We start from the raw sequence: 20,501 nt of genomic DNA, 5'->3' as shown, positions 1-20,501 counted from the left end.
TCTTCCTACTGATGACGTTGGTCATCGTTGCGATGTTCTTAGTCAACCTAATGCTCGGAACGGTTCATATACCCGTTGCCGACCTTTGGAACATTCTCGCCGGCGGTGATGATGAGCCGGTGATATGGCAGAACATCATACTGAAATCGCGCCTGCCGCAGGCTCTCACCGCAACGGTTGCCGGTGCAGGACTTGCCATTGCCGGTCTGCAGATGCAGACGGTGTTCCACAATCCGCTGGCAGGGCCGTCTGTACTGGGTATCAGCAACGGTGCTTCGCTTGGGGTGGGACTCATGGTTCTCGCCTCCGGGAGTATCGGCGGAGTGGCCATGAGCAGCCTTGGCATCGCCGGAAACGCGGCCTTGTCGGTCGGTGCCATTGTCGGTTCGCTCTCCGTGATGTCGCTGATTGTCTATGTGGCGCAGAAAGTAAAGGGCAATGTCACACTGCTCATCATAGGCGTAATGATAGGCTATGTCGCAACGGCGATAATCGGCGTGCTGAAATATTTTGCCGCCGAGGAGGACATCAGGGCATACGTGGTGTGGGGACTGGGCAGTTTCTCGCGCGTCTCGGCCGGTCAGGTATGGCTCTTTGTCGGTCTTATGACGGTGCTGATACCGCTGTCCATGCTTCTTGTCAAGACCATGAACCTGTTGCTTTTGGGAGAAGACTATGCCCGCAACCTCGGTCTTAACATACGGCGCGCGCGTCTTATGGTAATCGGTTGCAGCGGTGTACTCGTGGCAATCGTCACCGCCTATTGCGGTCCGGTAATGTTCCTCGGGCTTGCCGTGCCGCATCTCTGCCGCTCGATATGGCGCACCGGCGACCACCGAGTGCTCATGCCGGCCACCATGCTCACCGGTTCGGCTCTTGCTCTTGCCTGCTGCATCATTGCCCGCATGCCCGGTTTCGAGGGTGCTTTGCCAATCAACTCGGTCACTGCACTCGTCGGTGCACCCATCGTAGCAATGGTTTTGTTTAAAAGGAAGGGATGAGACACCCAATAATACAGAAAAGCAACATCTCTGCCGGTGTTGCTTTTTGTATTCATAAAACATCCAAAGAAACACCATAATAGTGTATAATTATCTTATAAACTTGTATGTTTCTGTCAAAAGTAGGGAATTTCCTACAACAAATGGGTGTTATCCCTTTGCCGTTTGCAGGAAAAACAATATCTTTGCGGCATAGTTCTAATCTTAAAAACGTTTTTGATATGAAGAAAATCATTGCAACAATCGCATTGGCGGCATTTGTTATGATGCCGTCATACGCACAGAGTTACAAGCGAAGCAAGTATTATAACCGCAATACGCGACACCTTGATTATGGTAGCAGAACACGTGGTGGATTTGGTAACAATGACGTTTACTACGGCTTCCGCGTAGGACCGGCATTCACAACGGTAAATTCTGATAATGCGTTGCTTGACGGAGGAAAGACAAAGACCGGACTCAACGTGGGATTCGCTGTCGGCGTAGAACTTACCGACCGTGCTCCGCTATATTTCGAGACGGGAGCCTACTATATCGAGAAGGGTGGAAAGAATCAGAAAGGACCTCTCGATTTCACCTATAACTTGGGATATTTGGAATTGCCGTTCGTGATTAAATATATCTATAGCATTGATAACACCTTCTCCATACAGCCGTTCTTCGGAGGCTATTTCTCATGTGGCGTGGCGGGAAAGATAAAGAACTATCAGAACCGCAAGGCGTATAGTTCGTTTGACGGAGATTATGATGGTGCTTTCGAACGTCTTGATGCCGGTTTGAGAATGGGTGTAGGCTTAGGAATAGATATGTTCTATACCGATTTGACCTACGACCTCGGCCTTTCAAATATCGGTCACGACGCATTCGATGAGTGCAACAACAGTGCCGTAATGCTTACTTTCGGTGTAAACTTCTGATATATACGATAATGCAAAATGGGCGAAATTGGTCGGCAATTTCGCCCATTTTGCTTTTCAATTTCGCCCATTTTGGTCAGCAAAATGGGCTGTTTTGCTTTACACAAGGATTTCAATCAAAAACGGTTATTAGCCCGCAAAGACTGTAATTCCTTATTTGTAGTTTTGCTTCCTGACATCTTTTATTTTCTTGTCGCCATCTTGTCTGTCTTTCCAACTCATCGTAGCCCGCTACGTTTTAGGTTCAATATTACTCTTTTCGACGTTTTTCGCTTTGCCGAAAGGAAATAAATAGTTATCTTTGCCATCACGGACAATGCTGCCTACCTACTGCGGTATTTGTCTTGCGTGCTGCGATTGTGTTGCGGCATTTGAACGAAAGCAAGAAAAAAGAATGGAAGAGAACAGAGAACTGCAACTGGCATGGGACTTCGTTGAGAACACCGGTGTGAGCATTTTCCTGACGGGAAAGGCCGGGACGGGTAAGACTACGTTCTTGCGCGAAGTGAAAAGTCGCTCGCCGAAGCGCATGGTGGTGGTGGCACCGACCGGCGTTGCAGCGATAAATGCCGGTGGGCAGACAATCCATTCTTTCTTCCAATTGCCGCTGTCGCCATACGTTCCGGAGGCACGCTACAAGAAACGTTTCGACTTCTCGAAAGAAAAGAAAAAACTGTTGCGCACGCTCGACCTGCTGGTAATAGACGAAATATCAATGGTGAGGGGCGACTTGCTTGATGCCATTGATGACGTGATGCGCAGATTTCGCGACCCGCGCCGGCCGTTTGGGGGTGCGCAACTGTTGATGATTGGCGACCTGCAACAACTCACGCCGGTAGTGACGGCGGCCGATATGCCCTTGTTGCAGGCTTACTATGACACGCCTTATTTCTTCGGTTCGAAGGCTTTGCAGCAGACACCGTATGTCACGCTGGAACTGAAACACGTATATCGGCAACAAGACCCTGTGTTCATCGGTCTGCTGAATCATATCCGCGAGGGGCAGGTTACCGGACAAGACATCGCCCTGCTGAACCAACGCTGCAACCCGAACTTCCATCCACGACCTGAAGAGGGATATATCCGACTGACAACACACAATCATCTCGCCGACTCGTATAACGAGAGCGAACTCGCAGGTATTCATTCAGAGGCGTACCGTTTCAAAGCCGAGGTGGAGGGAACATTCCCCGAATATGCCTATCCCACGGATGTGGAACTGACTCTGAAGGAGGGTGCGCAGGTGATGTTCGTGAAGAACGACCCCGCAGGGAAATTCTACAACGGACGCATAGGGCGCATAACGAGCATTGACGAAAGGCACGTCAGCGTGTTGTGTCCGGGCGATGACTGTGAGATTGAGGTGGAATATACGGAGTGGGAGAATGCGAAATATGAACTGAACGCGAAGACAAAGGAGATAGAGAGCATAGTGCAGGGCGTGTTCAGACAACTCCCGCTGCGCCTCGCTTGGGCCATAACGATACACAAGAGTCAGGGACTCACTTTCGAGCATGCCATAATAGATGCTGCTTTCTCGTTCGCGGCAGGGCAGGTTTATGTGGCACTGAGCCGGTGTAAGTCGCTCGACGGACTGGTTCTGGCGAAGCCGGTGATGAAAGAAAGCATAATGAACGACCATAGAGTGGGCAGTTACATTGCACAACAAGGAGAGGCGGCGCGGCAGAGTATCGATATGTTGCCGGTGCTGAAGGAGCAATACCACATTGAGCAACTGCGCCAACTGTTCGACTTCAGCGACCTGCAACTCAGCGACAATCAACTGTCGCGCGTGCTCGAAGAGCATTTCTCTTCGTCCTATCCGCGCCTTGTGGCTGCGCATAGGCAGGCACGCACCGACATCGGGGATAAGATTGTGGAGGTGTCGCGCAAATGGATGGCGGTGTTTATGGGTATGAACGGTGAGCAACTCCGCGACCCGCAGTTTGTGGAACGTGTGAAACGCAGTGCCACTTACTTTCTCGATACCGTGACAGATGTGCTCGGCGATTTGCTGCCTGCCACCGTTGCCGATAGCGACAGTAAACCGGTGAAGAAGCGTTTTGAAGATGCCTTGGCCGATATGTGTATTATATATGAAATAAAAACGGCAATTCTGAAGGAGGTCGCGATGAACGGTTTCGACCCTGTAACGTTCATGCGGCTGAAGCAGAAAGTGACGCTCGGAGTGCTGGACGGAAGTAAGGAGAAACCGTTGAAGCGCAGCAGAGGCAGCAAACGCGAGTCGGAGAAAGCGGAAGTGAATAACGAGGATGTGCAGAATCAGGAACTCTTCGAGTTGCTTCGCAAGTGGCGGTGGCGCAAAAGCGTAGAACTTTCTCTCCCGCCTTACACCATAATAAAACAGAAAGCACTCATCGGGATAGCGAACAGTAGTCCGCAGACTATCAAAGAACTGATTGCGATTCCTTATTTTGGAAAGAAATCGGCAGAGATGTATGGTGAGGAGATATTGGAGGTGGTGAGTAAAGGAGTTTAGAAGACAATGAGAGATAGGGAGGATTTTTGTTTATTATGAGGTGGTGCGCGTTATTCTCCGTCATGCCGGTATAGCAATTCTTTTATTTACCCAGTGCCTGCTCTACCTCCGAGAGGTTTGTTTTTTCGTTAATTCGTCGCCTCCGCCTTTACGATAAGCAAAGATGCACTTTGTCTTCGCTTGGAGAAATGCGGTTTCCTTTTACCGGACACCAATAATTTAGTATATGGTTTTCCGTACTATGGAGAGGCCGGTAGCATAAGAGGGGTAAAGAAAGAGGGGACATGAGAATCCGATTCTCTTGTCCCCTCGCATCTTTTTTATAATGCTTTCGCGATGTAGGTGAGGCTTATTTCACCTCCCAAATATCGTTAGTTTCGAGCAATTCGTTGAAATTGTGATACTTCTTCTTTGCCGAAACCTCTTCTATCTGAGCATATACAGAGTCGTTGTAGGTCGGTGCTTCAACGTCACGGATAACTCCGAGGGCAACGGGGAAGCCGTTCTCGTTGGACATCTCGGCAATTTTCAGTTGCAAGGTGTTGTCCTCGCAGTGTGCGTCATGCACCAGAATATCGTCGAGCGTATAGCCATCTTTACCGATTTCCACAACCTTCAGACCGAATCCCTGCTGTACGAGGCCGAACTCATTGTTCTCTCCGAACACTAATTTCTCGCCGTGACGCACGTAGATACAGTTCTTCTTGCGCCCCTCGTTGGTATATACCGAGTCATATACGCCGTTGTTGAAGATGACACAGTTCTGCAGAATCTCACATACCGCAACACCTTTGTGCAACTTAGCAGCCTTCAGAATTTCCTGAGTACCCTTTGCATCGGTGGCAACCGAGCGTGCAAAGAAGTGTCCGCGTGCACCGAAGCATAGTTCGGCAGGGCGGAACGGGTCTTCAACTGTTCCGTAAGGTGATGACTTCGACACGAAACCGCGCGGCGAAGTGGGACTGTACTGACCCTTTGTAAGACCGTAGATGCGGTTGTTAAGGAGTATGATATTGATGTCGATGTTACGTCTCATGGCGTGGATGAAGTGGTTACCGCCAATGGCAAGTCCGTCGCCATCACCCGAAACCTGCCATACGGTGAGGTTCGGATTGACAACCTTTGCGCCTGTTGAGATAGCCGCTGCACGTCCGTGAACGGTCTGCATTGCGTATGTATTAACGTAATAAGGCAGTCGGCTTGAGCAGCCGATTCCCGATATTACTGCTGTTTCGTGTGGTGCAACGCCTATTTCTGCCATTGCCTTATGAAGCGATGCAAGGAAAAAGTGGTCTCCGCAACCCGGACACCAACGGGGTTGTCCCTTTTTATAATCGTTTGCTGTGTACATTTTGATTAGAATTTTTGGGTTACGTAATCTACTATTTCATTCACTTGGAACGGCTGTCCCTTCACTTCATTATATTGATAAGGTACGAAGCCGTCAATCTTTGTGCGCAGATAAGAAGCGAACTGTCCGAGGTTCTGTTCTGCCACCAATACTTTCGGGTAGCGTCTCATCACCTCTTCGGTGTTCTTTGGCAACGGGTTGATGTATCGGAACTGTGCGAGAGCAACCTTTCTGCCCATCTTCTGCAGTTGTTCCATAGCAGAATAGAGATGTCCGAAAGTAGAACCGAAGCCCACGAGGAGCAGTTCGGCATCGTCTTTGTCGCCGAATACCTCTACATCGGGCACTTCTATGCGTGCCACTTTCTCTGCACGCAGGCGGCACATCATGCTGTGATTTTCCGGGTCTGTTGATATGGCACCGGTCTTACCGTCCTTCTCCAATCCTCCGAGGATGTGTGTGTAACCCTCCGTTCCCGGTATTGCCCAATAGCGTGCGCCTGTTTTCGGGTCGCGTTCGTATGGGGTATATTTGCCTTTTTGCTCCGGCAGGGCATAGTGAGGCTTAATTTCCGGCAACTTGTTGATGTCGGGAAGCATCCATGCCGCCGAACCGTTTGCTATGAATGCATCGGTAAGCAGTATCACCGGAGTGAGGTGCTCAACGGCAATTCTCGATGCATCGTAGGCCGCATCGAAACAGTCGGTGGGTGAAAGTGCGGCGATGACGGGCATAGGACTTTCTCCGTTTCGGCCGTAGAGAGCCTGTAGCAGGTCGGTCTGTTCGCTCTTCGTGGGCAAACCTGTTGATGGACCGCCGCGTTGAACGTCAACGATGACGAGCGGAAGTTCGTCGATTACGGCGAGGTTCATTGCTTCGCTCTTGAGACATATACCGGGTCCTGATGTCGATGTCACGGCAAGGGCACCGGCGAAAGAAGCACCAATCGCTGTTGCGCAGCCTGAGATTTCGTCCTCACACTGCACCGTTATCACTCCGAGAGACTTATGCTTCGACAGTTCGTGCAGAATGTCGGTGGCGGGAGTGATGGGGTAAGAACCGAGGAACAGGCGCATGCCGGCCTTTTCGGCAGCGGCAATGAGTCCGTAGGCTGTTGCCTTGTTGCCGGTGATGTCCATGTATCGGCCTGCAACCTTGTGCTTCGACTCAATGCGGTATGTTGCCGGTACGCTTGCATGAACGTTGTGTCCATAGTCATAACCAGCCTGCACCACTTTGATGTTGTTCTCAGCTATTTCCGGTTTCTTCGCGAATTTCTCGCGCAGGAAATTGTTCACGAGACTGATGTCACGATTGAACAGCCAGCACACTATGCCCAGAGCGAACATGTTGCGACACTTCAGTTGTGCCTTGTTGTCCATTCCGGTGTCCTTCAGACAGTCTTTCACCATCTTTGTCAGCGGGCATTGGATTACGCGGTCGGGGTCTATGCCCATCTCGCCGAGATAGTCCTCTGTCTGGAAAGCGGCTTTTTTCAGGTCGCTTGCGCCGAAAGAATCGGTGTCGATGATGATAGTAGCCTGTGGTTTGGCATACTTGTACTGTGTTTTCAGTGCTGCTGCATTCATTGCCACGAGCACATCGCACTTGTCGCCGGGGGTGTAAACCTTACCCTCTCCGATGTGGACTTGGAATCCTGAAACACCGGTGAGTGAGCCTTGCGGGGCGCGAATGTCTGCAGGGTAGTCCGGGAACGTGCTTATGCCGTTGCCCACTGTAGCAGAAACTGTAGAGAAAATGTTACCGGCGAGTTGCATGCCATCGCCGGAGTCTCCGGAAAATCGAACCACTACCTGTTCGAGTTCCTTGACTTCTAATTTGCCTTGTTCAGCCATTTTAATTGTTTGACGTTTACTTAGATTTAAAGAATATAGTGCTTGCAAAGGTCTGAAAAACAATTCAAATAACAAAATAAAAACGCATAATTTTCTACTTTTATTGATTTTCTTGGGAAATAGTGATGTATAATATGCAATTTGTGGTGTGGATGTAAAATAAAAAGTCCCACAGACAAAGGTCTGCAGGACTTTTCGTTTCTATATTTATTCCTTATTTAGAGTTTCGGACCGGCTGCTACAAGAGCCTTTCCGGATTCGTTTGTTTCGTACTTCTTGAAGTTCTTTATGAAACGTCCGGCGAGGTCTTTTGCCTTCTCATCCCACTGTGATGCGTCAGTGTAAGTGTCGCGTGGGTCAAGAATTGCAGGGTCAACACCTTCGAGTTGTGTAGGAACTGTGAAGTTGAAATAAGGTATTTTCTTGGTCGGAGCCTCATCGATAGAGTGGTTGAGGATAGCATCAATGATGCCACGTGTGTCCTTGATGGATATACGTTTGCCTGTTCCATTCCAGCCTGTGTTCACCAAGTAAGCCTTGGCACCGCTCTTCTGCATCCTCTTTACCAGTTCCTCTGCATACTTTGTTGGGTGCAATTCGAGGAAAGCCTGACCGAAGCAAGCAGAGAAAGTAGGAGTAGGCTCGGTGATTCCGCGCTCTGTCCCGGCAAGTTTTGCTGTGAAGCCTGAGAGGAAGTAGTACTTCGTCTGTTCCGGATCGAGGATAGAAACCGGAGGAAGCACGCCGAAAGCGTCTGCGCTAAGGAAGATAACTTGCTTTGCAGCAGGGCCTGCGCTCTTGCCGTTCACCTTCTTCACGATGTTTGTAATATGCTCTATCGGGTAAGAAACGCGGGTATTCTCTGTTACGCTCTTGTCTGCGAAGTCTATCTTGCCGTCTTCTGCAACGGTAACGTTCTCAAGCAGTGCGTTACGCTTGATGGCGTTGTAGATGTCAGGTTCGCTCTCTTTGTCGAGGTTGATAACCTTTGCATAGCAACCACCTTCGAGGTTGAACACGCCCTCATCGTCCCATCCGTGCTCATCGTCACCGATAAGAAGACGCTTCGGGTCGGTAGAGAGTGTGGTCTTTCCTGTTCCTGACAGACCGAAGAAGATAGCGGTGTTCTCACCATTCTTGTCGGTATTTGCCGAACAGTGCATTGATGCGATGCCCTGCAATGGCAGGTAGTAGTTCTGCATTGAGAACATACCTTTCTTCATCTCGCCACCATACCATGTGTTTATGATTACCTGTTCGCGGTTTGTGGTGTTGAAAGCAACGCAGGTTTCAGAGTTCAGTCCGAGTTCCTTATAGTTTTCCACCTTTGCCTTTGAAGCGTTGTAGATAACGAAATTAGGCTTGAAATTCTCCAGTTCTTCTGCGGTAGGGCGGATGAACATGTTTGTTACGAAGTGTGCCTGCCATGCCACTTCCACAATGAAGCGCACTGAAAGACGTGTCGCCTCGTTAGCGCCACAGAATGCATCAACCACGTAGAGATTCTTGTTACAAAGTTCCTTGATAGCGATGTCCTTTACCTTGCCCCATACTTCTTCGCTCATGGGGTGGTTGTCATTCTTGTATTCTTCCGTTGTCCACCATACCTTGTCGTGGCTCTGTGCATCGTCAACGATGTACTTGTCCTTAGGAGAGCGGCCGGTATAGATTCCAGTCATAACGTTTACAGCGTCTAATTCGGTTACTTGTCCCTTGTCATAGCCTGTGAGTTCGGGTTTCATCTCTTCATTGAAGAGTGTTTCAAAAGACGGATTGTGGGCAATTACCGTACTTCCGGTTATGCCATACTGTGTCAAATCTAACTTTGCCATAAATAAAATAAAAATTTAAATGTTCGTTGTTTCCTTAAAACCAAGTTTTAAATATACTTTAATCTTTCGGGCACAAAGGTACTTTATTTTTTCTTAACGAGCAGTTTTTGGCACAATAAAAAAGTTCTTGGCTTACAATTTTTGGTTAAAATGTGTAAAAAACGCTCGTGCAAAACATTTTTGCAACACGGAGTTGGCAAAAAAAACGTAATTATTCGTATATTTGCGCACTGATTACTTAACCATAAGATTATGAAGACATTAACGACAAGTGGAATGGCTTTGTCTTGTTGTACGTGTCTTCTAAGAACGTGTGTGGATATTAATTAATAATATAAGTATAATAACATATATACAATGGAAATAATAAATCTTAGTGAGCAGCAGAGTATTCTCGGGCAATATCTTGCAGAAATTCGTGACAAGGACTATCAGAAAAACCGCACTTTGTTCCGAAGAAACATCCAAAGAATAGGCGAAATAATGGCTTTCAACATCTCCAGACTGCTTACCTACGCCCCCATTCAGGTGGAAACTCCGCTGGGAACAGCCACGGTGGAAGTGCCTGAAGACAAAATAGTTATTGCTACGGTGCTGCGTGCCGGACTTCCGTTCCATGAGGGATTTCTGCATGTTTTCGACCATGCCGAGAACGGTTTCGTGTCGGCGTTCCGCATGTACACCAACCGTGAGCACACCGAGGTGGGCGTACATACCGAATACATGGCATGCCCTTCTTTAGAGGGTAAGACCCTTATCATTGTCGATCCGATGCTTGCCACGGGCGGTTCTATGGCTGCTGCCTACGAGGCTCTTATCAAGAACGGCAAGCCAAAGCAGGTTCATGTGGCATGTGTCATTGCCACTCCCGAAGGACTTGAAGTCTTGAAGCAATCGCTTCCGCCGGAGAACACCACCGTATGGGCCGCTTCTGTTGACCCCGGAATGGACGAGCACAAATACATCGTGCCCGGATTCGGCGATGCCGGAGACCTTTGTTACGGCGAGAAAATCTGATATAATGGTGCCGTATGTAACCGATTTGAGTTGAAAAAATCATTGAAAACAAAAATAATCCCCCGAAAGTTCATCGTCAAACTTGCGGGGGATTTCTGTTTTTGTATAATTATTTGTTGCCGCAACCGCAACTTCCGCTGTCTTGTCCGTGTCGTTTGCTGTATGCAACGAGCATCCATACTGCTTTTTCCTGTCCTTTCAGGTAGTCGCTCATCAGTGATACCGTAACATCATCTCCGGCTTCTGTTGCCAGTGCAAGCACCTTACGCTCCTTCTCAATCAGAGATTTCAGCCAACCGAGCAGCATGTCGCGTGCCTCACCACCGCATCCGATACCGGCAACTTCCTTAATATCCGAAACCTTGAGATACTCGCTGAAGCGGCTCTCAGGCACTCCGCCAAGTTGCAGCATACGCTCAGCCACCTCGTCGATTTTCTCTGCCGCGTCATTATAAAACTCTTCATACTTCTGGTGCATGATATAGAAATTACGACCGCTCACATTCCAGTGGAAACCGCGAAGATTGGTATAATAAACCTGAAGGTCGGCAAGCAGTCCCGAAAGACCATTCACTACGTTCTGAACTTTTTTCTCATCTAACCCTAAAAAATCTAATGTTCTCATAACTTTTCTATTATTTAATTGTTATACTTTTTTTATTTCTGATGCAAAGGTAGCAGTTAATACAACAATAAACAACAGAAAAAAACTATCCTCGGATAGGTTTCTTCTATATTTTAGGTTAAACTTTTGAAAATCAGTACTTTTCTTCCGCAAAACATATTTCCTCAAAATCAATAATTATAGGTCTGTTCCTATCCTGTCTTTTATATCTTCATGTCTGTCCTGCCCTCGTTAAATCACTTGGCATTAAACTCATAAAAATAAATTATCTGTTTAAGTTCAGTCGCAGGATGCTCCGTTCGGCTAACCTCCTTGAACTCATATTCCTTATGTCGTGCAAAGAAATCGGTGCGGTCGCCATCGGCAATCATCAGATATCCGGCATCGGGTCGTGACTTCTCAAACTGTTTGATTCGGTCTCCGAGATAGAAATTTGTGCAAAAGAAGTGCAGCATCGGCTCTGCAACAAAAGAATAAAGTCTGTCTGTGGGCAGTGTACGGCTGATCTTTTCTGCAAGCGGGCGATCGCTCTTCACGTTCTGTATTGCCGGAAGAATCAAGCCGTATAGACAGAAGTATAAGGCGATGAGCGGTATTAGCGTTGGGTGTCCTTGCTCCGCTTCGATATGAAAGAGATTCCTGTCGGAGTCGAGTGAAGAATTGATTATTCTTTCTGAGTGAGACGAAGAAAGAGTATTCCGTTGCGGTTGGGTTTCACGACGCATTAGTTTTGCCAACGTAAATACACCGGCAGCAATGGTAAAGAGCATCAGAGCGATGCTTATCGGAGTGAAACCGATGTCCTGAAGTGCCGCAAAAATCTGTTGATTCTGCCACGCATGCTTCCCATGAAAAGAGTCAAGAGCCACAGGGTGGAACTGCAACACCACGCAAGTAACGCCCAAAAGCAATGCTGCGACACCAAGAATACCGGAAAATATTTTCATTACAACAGGTTTCCAGTACTTAATCCGCATCATCCATTCTGCCAACAGCCACGCCATGAACGGATAGGCCGGCAGCAGATAGACGCTGCGCTTGCTTTTAGGAACGCAATAGAATGCAACAACGATAATGAACGCAAGCCAAGTGTAGAGTTCCAACGGCTCCATACCGCGCACTCTGTTCAGCCAACCGCGCGGTTTGTTGCAGAACTTTCGCAACGCACCGAAGTGCCTTCTCCGAAGGAAAAAGAGTGAAATGAGTGGCAACAGCGACCAAGGCAGCCACCCCACTATCAATGTCTGGAAATTATAGAACGCGTTATGCACATGACTTTCATACGGCATCTTGCCCAACATTCGCAATACGTTCTCCTCATAAACAAGAGCAAGGAACTCATCACCACCCTGCCGGTAGGCCGCGAAATACCAGCACAGAGGCAGTACAAGGGCGAGAAGCGATGATAAAAAGATGTAAAGCAGCGGAACGATTTTCTTTTCGCGAAGCATAACGAACACTCCCGCAACCACACAGGGCAGTATTATCCCAACAGGACCTTTCGTCAGCGTGGCACCACTCATAAAGAGCACCGCCAACAAGGGTATGCCACGACACCCTCGTTCTATCCAACGATAGAAAAACAGCATAGCAAGCACGATGAACATAGTGAGCAACATGTCCACCCGACAGTTCACACCGGAGCGATAAACCTCAAAAGATGTCAGCGTGAGCATGGCGGCGAGGAATGCCGTAGAGGTGTCCCTGCGCTTGGAGTAGAATAGAAACATCACACCGATCATCACTATCAGCGACAGTGCGGAGGGCATTCGCGATGTTGCCTCGCTGACATATCCCTGTGGCAGCGAGCACAAGGCCACCGCCCAATGGAAAAGTGGTGGTTTGTAAGCGATGTCGCCTCCGTTGTTCACAGGCAATATCCAGTTGCCGGTGTTCAGCATCGTCACTGCCACTATTGCCTCGCGCGGCTCTCCTTTCGAGTTATATTCCGTCAACGGAAGAAACGTAATGAGCATTGCGGCACATATCGCCACCACCATTGCAAGTATCGTTTTCCTGCTCTTCATATATTTTATTGTATCGTTCTTTATTATCTTCTTATTTCAATCCGATTCTCCTTTCAACCCTAAATCATCGGTTTCGGCTCTGTCGTTCGTTAAACTCCGCCGTTTCTATCATCGCGAAAACATAACGCTTCAGCAGTTGGGTGCTTTCCACCGGCTTCATTTCGGCAAGTTGCCGACCCGGCATCACACCATATACGAAACTCTTCTGAAGTTCGGGAGAATAGATAAAAACCTGTTCTTTACTGCGCGCCACAATCTGATTGTCGGCACTGTAGAACACCATCTCGCGCGGTTGCCGCAACAAGTCCTGACCGAACCCGTCGAACGTATATCCTATTCCCATCATTCCGAGCAATGTCGGCATCACGTCTATCTGGCATCCCAACCCCTCATACACCTGCGGCTGTATGCCTTTACCGAATATCATCAGCGGTATATGGTTGTAACTCTGTGGCAGTTCGGCATCTGCCTTGCCCACAAGTTTTCCGTGGTCGGCGAGGACAACGAATATCGTGTTGTCATACCATGCCTGTCGGCGTGCCGCTTTAATGAAGTCGCCGATGCAACGGTCGGCATATTCCACTATCTGCATTTCCGGCTCCTTGCTCTTACACTTGAACCCTTCGGGTATCACGTATGGCGGATGATTGCTTATCGTAAGCACCGTTGCCATGAACGGTCTGCCTGTCTTCGCCTGAAGATTTATCTTTTCGAGGGCGAAATCGAACAGGAAACCATCGCTCACACCGAACGCATTTACCACCTTATTGGCCGGATAGTCCTCCTGTGCGTAGATGTCATCGTAACCATTCTGCGCGAAGAAAGCCTTCATGTTGTCGTATTGCGACTCGTGTGTCATGAAGAACATGTTGTGATAACCGTTCTCCTTCAGTACCGTAGGGAGTCCGTTGCGTCGCGGTGTCACCGTTCCTTTCATCAGGTTGCGCTTCATTATTGCCGGGCATGAATACAGCGTTCCCGTCATGCCCATATTCGTGTGTATTCCGGTGCTGTAAAAATTGCTGAACGATAGCGAATTGCGATACATCTCATCAAGTACCGGTGTGAGTTCCTCGCGTGCCCCGAAACTCTTCATGAAGTTTGCCGACATCGACTCCATCAGTATTATCACCACGTTTGGGCGCGAATGTTTTCCATCTTCTCCGTCCTCGTTCTCCGCTCCCTTTATCTCTCTTCTCAGCACGTAGAGGCTGTCCACGTTGTCGCCTACTATGCCAAGACTGCGGCGTGCAATGCTCACGGCCTCGGCGGTGGGCATGAGATTGAGCGAGCGGTTCTCCTTTCGCATATCATCGAGAGTACTCGTCAGCAGGTTGAAAGCAGGGTTTATTCCGAGTTGGTTGAGGAATGAGTCGTTGCAATAGTATGCCGCGCTTATCTTTATCGGGTTATATCCTGTGCGCCCTCTGATGCCGAAGAAACACAGACCGAGCAACATTGATGTCACTATCAACCGCAAAGCGATGCCCAACGGACGGCGTGTGCTGCCCTTGGCCACCTGAATATCAATGAATGCCCGCTTCTCTGCATACCACAGCAGGCGTATGAATATTGCCGTGACGACGATGAAAATGATGATATAAAGCCACCAACTGCTCTCCTGAAACATCATTCCCGCCGTGGTACCGGTATATCCGAACCACTCGAAGATGCTCGAATTGATGTTCTTGAAAAAGAAAGCGAAGTATGGTATATTGGCTGCCGAAACGGCGAATGCCAAGGGATAGAGTATCGAAAACCACCATACGGCAAACCGCCGCCACCCTCTGTGATGACTGTTGAAACATGCCGCAAGCATCACAACAAGCATTGGCACCACCATGATATAACAGGCTATCACATTGTCGAACCACAAGCCGCGCACGAACGCTCCCATCTGCAACCATGTCTCGCCTTTCACCGCAGGTGTCAGCATGTCTTTCAGTGTCACGAACTCTATCATACGGAACAGACTTAACACAGCCAATCCCAACACATGTATCTTTAACAAGAATTTTATAGCCTTTCTAAAACGTTTCATTAAGTACTATATTAAGTCCTACATCAAGGACTACATTCATTCCACAAAGGTAATAAAATATCTGTATATGCAAAGGAATTTGCATCTCGTTTTTCAAGTAATTTTTCTTTTTGACACAATTTTGAGGACATAAGGACATAAACTTTTATGGGAAGAAAAGGAGGGGGAGCATGAGTTTTGAATACAAAAAGAGGTGTGTATTGTTTACTATGTGTCAGAGAAATATATGGGTGTGTAATTCAATTTGGGCGAAATTGCGTTGCAATTTGGGCGAATTTGTAAAGCAAAACAGGCGAAATTGGTGAGCAATTTCGCCTGTTTTGGTTATCGTTATATGACATAACTGCGTGTATGCAGTGGTTTATCGTGTTGCGAAATAATAGCCTTCGCCCAATGCCATGCGTGCCTCGAACATTCCTTGTTCGTTGAGCGACACGTCTTTTGTCTCGCCGTTGGGGAGCATTATCTCTGCCGTGTCTTTGTCTTTCATCTTGAGCAGCACCTGTTTCGTGCCCTCTGCTTCGACCGACCATGTCTGCTCTTTCTCGTCGAAGGTGAAGTTCATCTGCTTACCGTCGGCATCCTTGATTTCATACCCGTCTTTCAGAGTTGTAACGGCATACATCTTGCCGTCGCTTCCCATCACGTTCTCTGTTTTGCCAGCGTTTGATGCGAGTGGATTCTCGCCCGACCAGAACTCTATTGTGTTGAGAACGAGCAGGTCGGCAGTGCCGCAGATGGCGTATGCAGGTGATATGATGATGAATATAAGTTCGTTAAGGAACTTGTTGTCTGTGGCTGTCATATTCCATGAGAGCATCTTATTGAACAAGCCGAACGACCCGATACATGAGTTGAGCGTGATTGCCGCTACGCAAAGACACACGAATAATTTAATACTTTTCTTGAACATAGTCTGTGATTTTTAATATGAATATGTTGCAAAAGTAAGTAATTCCATTGCAATATGCAAGTAAAAATATGTTTTTTAACGTTCTGTCATTTCGTTCCACAGTTTAAAAAATACCAATTTTTGGGTATTGCCGAAATCGGGAGAAACCGATACCTTTGCCGCCACATTATGATAATAAGAAACAAAACAGATAAAACCGGCTTCGTTTTGCTAAATTTTCACTCCTTATTAATATATATGGCACTCCTGCTAATGGCCATGCCGGCGAGTGCTCAAGTCACGGCAAGGGCGCGGGTGACCGACAGACTGACGGGAGAACCGCTGCCGGGGGCGTGGATAAGAGTGGCAGGCAGTTCGCGGAATGCTGTTGTGGCCGATGCCGAAGGCTTCTTCACGCTGCACACCGACAGTGCAACGACCAATATCATAATATCTTTCTTGGGCTACAACGAACTGAAAGAAAGACTTAGAAACAATGCCACATATCGCCTCACGCCATCGACCACAATGCTGAAAGAGGTTGTGGTGACGGCAACAGAGCGACGTGGACTCACCTCGTCGTCGGTAATAGGAAAGCAGGCCATGAAGCATCTGCAACCATCGAGCATGAGTGACCTTATGGAACTGCTGCCGGGAGGAATGGCGAGCGACCCGAACCTGACCTCGCCCAACATAATAAAACTACGAGAAACAGGACGACCGGCAGGGAAATACAACACATCATCGCTGGGAACAAGTTTCGTGATAGATGGTGCACCGATGTCAACAAACGCCGATATGCAGCATGCCAACGGAGCGTGGGACAGTAAAACTACCAGCCGTGACTTTACCAATTCGGGAGTGGATATGCGCTCCATATCTACCGATGACGTGGAACAGGTGGAAGTGGTGCGAGGTATTCCGGGTGTGGAGTATGGCGACCTGACCAGCGGACTTGTGAAAGTGAAACGCCGTAGAGGAGGGCACGGTCTGCAAGCGCGTTTCAAGGCCGACATGGAGAGCAAACTGCTACACGTGTCGAAAGGCTTGGAATGGGGAGAAAAGCGGTGGACTCTGAACCTGAGTGCCGACTGGCTGAAAGCCAATGGCGACCCACGCAATGTGTTGGAGACATATCAACGACTGTCGTTCTCGGTTCGCGGAGGTCACCAGTGGCAGTCTCGGCGCAGGCAATGGAGCGCGGCTCTTAACCTCGATTACTCCGGTTCGTTCGACGATGACGACATAGACCCGGAACTCAACTATGGCGGTGTGGACTCGTATAAGAGCGACCGAAACCGCTGGGCGGCAAATTTCAGTCTGCGACAGGACAGCCGCAGCGAGGACGACTGGTGGCGTTCGGCAGAACTATTGGCATCGGTGAATTTCGAGAAGAACATACTTGACAGGCAGCGTCTGGTGCAGATAGACCACGGTCAGCCTGCCGCAGTCACCCGCGAAGAGGGCGAAAGCAAAGCAGTAATTATCTATCCGTACAAATATACGGGACGACATAAGGTCGATGGACGGCCGATAGGCATCTTCGTGAAGGCTCAAGCCGACTTCTCATTGCCTTCATCGTGGATGAGCAACCGCCTGAAAGCGGGTGTTGACTGGCAATACGACAAGAACCTTGGCAAGGGACAGTTGTTCGACCCGATGTTCCCGCTATACGTGGGATTGTCAACAAGGCAACGTAAATACAGTGACGTGCCTGCCGAGATGCAGTTGTCGGGCTTTGCCGAGGCAGACATTACCATCCCCATGGGTCGTCACCAACTGCAGTTGGTGGCCGGTCTGCGCAATTCGTCTATGATGAACCTCAGCAGCCGTTACGACCTTTGCGGCAAGGTTTATGCAGATCCGAGAATCAACGCAGGCTGGAGTCTGCCCCCAATATCATTGGGAGGGACACCGCTGAACCTGCAACTGCGGGGCGGTTGGGGCAAGCATACAAAGATGCCTACTATCAACCAACTATACCCCGAAACCTTATTCATAGACATGGTGGAGATGAACTATTGGCACGAGAAGCGCGAACTGCGCTCAGTATGGCTGCAAACATATATAAAAGACCCTACCAATTATCATCTTCATGCGGCTCGTAACAACAAATGGGAGATGAGCATCGATGCTTCATGGCGAGGCCATCGGCTTATCGTGACATACTTCGAGGAGGATATGAAGTCGGGATTCCGTCCGATGACCGACTATCATTCGTATGCCTACAAATGGTATGACACGTCAGGCATAGACCACAACTCCATTACCACCGCACCCGATCCGCACACTCTTCCCTACGAGGTGAGACACTCATTGCGCAGCACCGGGCAGACCGGTAACGGCAGTAGGACGCAGAAACGAGGCGTGGAATACACCTACTCGTCGCCGCGCTGGCCGCTGCTGGCCACCCGACTTACCGTGACAGGAGCGTGGCTGAAGTCGCAATACCGCAACTCGATGGTGGTGCAGGAACATGTGTCGCGCACGGTGGGAGGACGCAATATTGAGTTGGTGGGTTTCTACAATGACGACGACGGATATATACGTGAGATGTGGAACACAAACTTCACATTCGATACCGACGTGCCACGACTGGCATTGGGATTCTCGGTATCGGCGCAGTGTATGTGGTACACCGCTCGAGAGCACATGCACAAGGAAGCCAGACCGGTGAGTTATATGACCGCCGATGGTTCGTTGCACCCCTTTACAGAAGCCGATGCCACCGATATAGAGCGTCAGTTCCTCGTGCGTACATATAATAGTGGTATCGAGAAGCGACAGACGGTGCCCTTCTACATGAACCTTAATCTCAAGGCAACGAAACGATTGCTTGCCGACCACTTGATGGTGGCACTCTTCGTGAACAAGATATTCGACCTTCATCCTGACTATACGCGCAACAACTATACCACTCGCAGGTATGTAACGCCGTATTTCGGACTTGAAATAAACTTCAATTTATAATTCTAACAATTAATTTTATGATCAAAACATTTACCCGATTTGCACTCTGTGCAATCACAGCCTTTGCAGCAAACGATGCAATGGCATTCGACTTCCAGGCCGGTAATGTGTTCTACAACATCATCGGCGGTAACAACGTTGAGGTGACTTACGCCACCGATCAATACAACTCTTATACAGGAAACGTAACACTGCCTGCCAAGGTGACTAACAACGGAACCACTTACAACGTTACCACAATCGGCAAGAAAGCGTTCTACGGTTCTAAGACAGTGACCAACGTGCGTATTCCTTCATCGGTTACATTCATCAACGAGGAGGCTTTCAAGGAGTGTGGAAATCTTACTACGGCCTACATGGCAGAGCCGGCAGAACTGTCGGAGAACTCATTCGAGTTTGCAAACGTTACTCTCTACGTTCCCGAACTGATGAAACAGGGCTTCCTTAACGAAGATTTCTATCACCGCTTCAAGGATATCATAGAGACGGCAGAGTTTGATGTGCCCGTAGGTTCACAGACTCTCGTCATCAGCGAGATATTCTTCACCGGTACTACAACACCCGAAGGAAAGCAATATAGCGATGACCAATACGTGAAAATCGGTAACAACAGCAACGAGACCCTATATCTTGACGGCTACGCTTTTGCCGAGACAGCGTTCTTGTCGGTGGACAAACAGGACTACACTCCAAACATAATGGCAGACACGACGACAATAGATGCAATCTATATTTTCCCCGGCAACGGACAGGATTACCCCATCGCACCGGGCGAGGAGGTGCTGATTGCTGTGAATGCCATAAACCATAAGGAGGTGAATCCTAAGTCGTTCGACCTCTCAAATGCAAATTTCGAGTTCTACGATGAGTCTGACAATCCTAATTTCCAGGACTCTGATAACCCAAATGTTACAAACATGGTGAACTGGTATGATTACAGTAAGTCATACTGGAGCATGCACAACCGTGGCTTCAAGTCGTATGTTCTGGCAAAACCGGAGGTAAACATGAATGAGTATGTAAGCGGTTACAAATATACATACACATATATTTTCAGTTTTAACGGCAACTCATACCCTATGAGCGGTGACGGATATAAACTTCCCAACTCATGGATTACAGACGCAGTGGGACTCAGCGTTGCTTCCGAATGGGAATGGAACGTATTTGCTCCGACACTTGACTCAGGCTGGGCACACTGCGGTAGCGTTGACCACGACAAGTCAAGATATGGTCTTTCGGTGATTCGTAAGAAGAACGAGCAGGGCAAATGGATTGATACCAATAACTCTTCAGAGGACTTCATATCTGATGCCATTGCATCAATGCTTAATGGTACCACCGGTATCGACAACGTAAGAAACAATGACACAAAGGCAATGAGAGTATATCGCATCGACGGTGTACGTGTGAACGGTGTCAGCAAGCCGGGTCTTTACATCATCAATGGCCGCAAGGTGCTGGTGAAGTGA

Annotated in this window: 13 protein-coding genes; 6 read left to right on the top strand and 7 right to left on the bottom strand. The window is 48.6% G+C overall.

From position 1 onward, the window contains the following. Positions 1–11 precede the first annotated feature (11 nt). The 3 genes from EHV08_RS06980 to EHV08_RS11865 all read left to right on the top strand — a co-directional run bounded on the left by EHV08_RS06980 (position 12) and on the right by EHV08_RS11865 (position 4,418). Complete coding sequence (locus tag EHV08_RS06980; RefSeq protein WP_394366048.1) at positions 12–1,001, top strand: iron chelate uptake ABC transporter family permease subunit; 990 nt, start codon at positions 12–14, stop codon at positions 999–1,001. Positions 1,002–1,222: 221 nt separating this feature from the next. Then, positions 1,223–1,918 carry an outer membrane beta-barrel protein gene (locus EHV08_RS06975; protein WP_126678683.1) on the top strand — a complete coding sequence of 232 codons (696 nt, stop codon included), beginning with the start codon at positions 1,223–1,225 and terminating at the stop codon, positions 1,916–1,918. 394 nt (positions 1,919–2,312) lie between these two features. Then, a complete protein-coding gene (locus EHV08_RS11865; protein ID WP_126678682.1) occupies positions 2,313–4,418 on the top strand; it encodes an HRDC domain-containing protein in 2,106 nt (701 codons plus the stop codon). Between the two features lie 349 nt (positions 4,419–4,767). On the opposite strand, the gene EHV08_RS06965 is transcribed toward EHV08_RS11865, so the two are convergent. The 3 genes from EHV08_RS06965 to pckA all read right to left on the bottom strand — a co-directional run bounded on the left by EHV08_RS06965 (position 4,768) and on the right by pckA (position 9,457). Continuing rightward, positions 4,768–5,769, bottom strand: a complete 1,002-nt coding sequence (locus tag EHV08_RS06965) for a 2-oxoacid:ferredoxin oxidoreductase subunit beta (protein ID WP_390892069.1) — start codon at positions 5,767–5,769, stop codon at positions 4,768–4,770. 5 nt (positions 5,770–5,774) lie between these two features. After that, the gene (locus tag EHV08_RS06960; protein WP_126678680.1) at positions 5,775–7,625 is read right to left on the bottom strand and encodes a 2-oxoacid:acceptor oxidoreductase subunit alpha; all 1,851 of its coding nucleotides are present in this window, start codon (positions 7,623–7,625) and stop codon (positions 5,775–5,777) included. Positions 7,626–7,843: 218 nt separating this feature from the next. Further along, positions 7,844–9,457: a phosphoenolpyruvate carboxykinase (ATP) gene (gene pckA, locus EHV08_RS06955; protein ID WP_126678679.1), complete on the bottom strand. Its 1,614-nt coding sequence runs from the start codon at positions 9,455–9,457 to the stop codon at positions 7,844–7,846. 357 nt (positions 9,458–9,814) lie between these two features. Here pckA and upp point away from each other — a divergent pair, with 357 nt between their 5' ends. After that, positions 9,815–10,474 carry a uracil phosphoribosyltransferase gene (gene upp / locus EHV08_RS06950; protein ID WP_126678678.1) on the top strand — a complete coding sequence of 220 codons (660 nt, stop codon included), beginning with the start codon at positions 9,815–9,817 and terminating at the stop codon, positions 10,472–10,474. 109 nt (positions 10,475–10,583) lie between these two features. Here the strand turns inward: upp and EHV08_RS06945 are convergent, their stop codons facing one another. The 4 genes from EHV08_RS06945 to EHV08_RS06930 form a co-directional block, all read right to left on the bottom strand. Next, positions 10,584–11,099, bottom strand: coding sequence for a Dps family protein (locus EHV08_RS06945; RefSeq protein ID WP_126678677.1), 516 nt, complete (start codon positions 11,097–11,099; stop codon positions 10,584–10,586). Between the two features lie 236 nt (positions 11,100–11,335). Continuing rightward, the gene (locus EHV08_RS06940) at positions 11,336–13,126 is read right to left on the bottom strand and encodes an ArnT family glycosyltransferase (protein WP_126678676.1); all 1,791 of its coding nucleotides are present in this window, start codon (positions 13,124–13,126) and stop codon (positions 11,336–11,338) included. Positions 13,127–13,190: 64 nt separating this feature from the next. Then, positions 13,191–15,167: an LTA synthase family protein gene (locus EHV08_RS06935; RefSeq protein ID WP_126678675.1), complete on the bottom strand. Its 1,977-nt coding sequence runs from the start codon at positions 15,165–15,167 to the stop codon at positions 13,191–13,193. Positions 15,168–15,528: 361 nt separating this feature from the next. Beyond that, entirely contained in the window at positions 15,529–16,080 is a 552-nt protein-coding gene (locus EHV08_RS06930) for a DUF3332 domain-containing protein (protein ID WP_126678674.1), read from the bottom strand. Between the two features lie 237 nt (positions 16,081–16,317). Here EHV08_RS06930 and EHV08_RS06925 point away from each other — a divergent pair, with 237 nt between their 5' ends. Both EHV08_RS06925 and EHV08_RS06920 read left to right on the top strand, forming a co-directional pair. Next, positions 16,318–19,029: a TonB-dependent receptor gene (locus EHV08_RS06925; protein ID WP_126678673.1), complete on the top strand. Its 2,712-nt coding sequence runs from the start codon at positions 16,318–16,320 to the stop codon at positions 19,027–19,029. A gap of 17 nt (positions 19,030–19,046) precedes the next feature. After that, on the top strand, positions 19,047–20,501 hold the full coding sequence (locus EHV08_RS06920) for a DUF4876 domain-containing protein (protein ID WP_158676065.1): 1,455 nt from the start codon (positions 19,047–19,049) through the stop codon (positions 20,499–20,501).

It is taken from the genome of Prevotella koreensis (assembly GCF_003977605.1).
Lineage (GTDB): Bacteria > Bacteroidota > Bacteroidia > Bacteroidales > Bacteroidaceae > Prevotella > Prevotella koreensis.
Note: the sequence above shows the minus strand (reverse complement) of the source record. Positions and strands in the feature narration are given on the sequence as shown.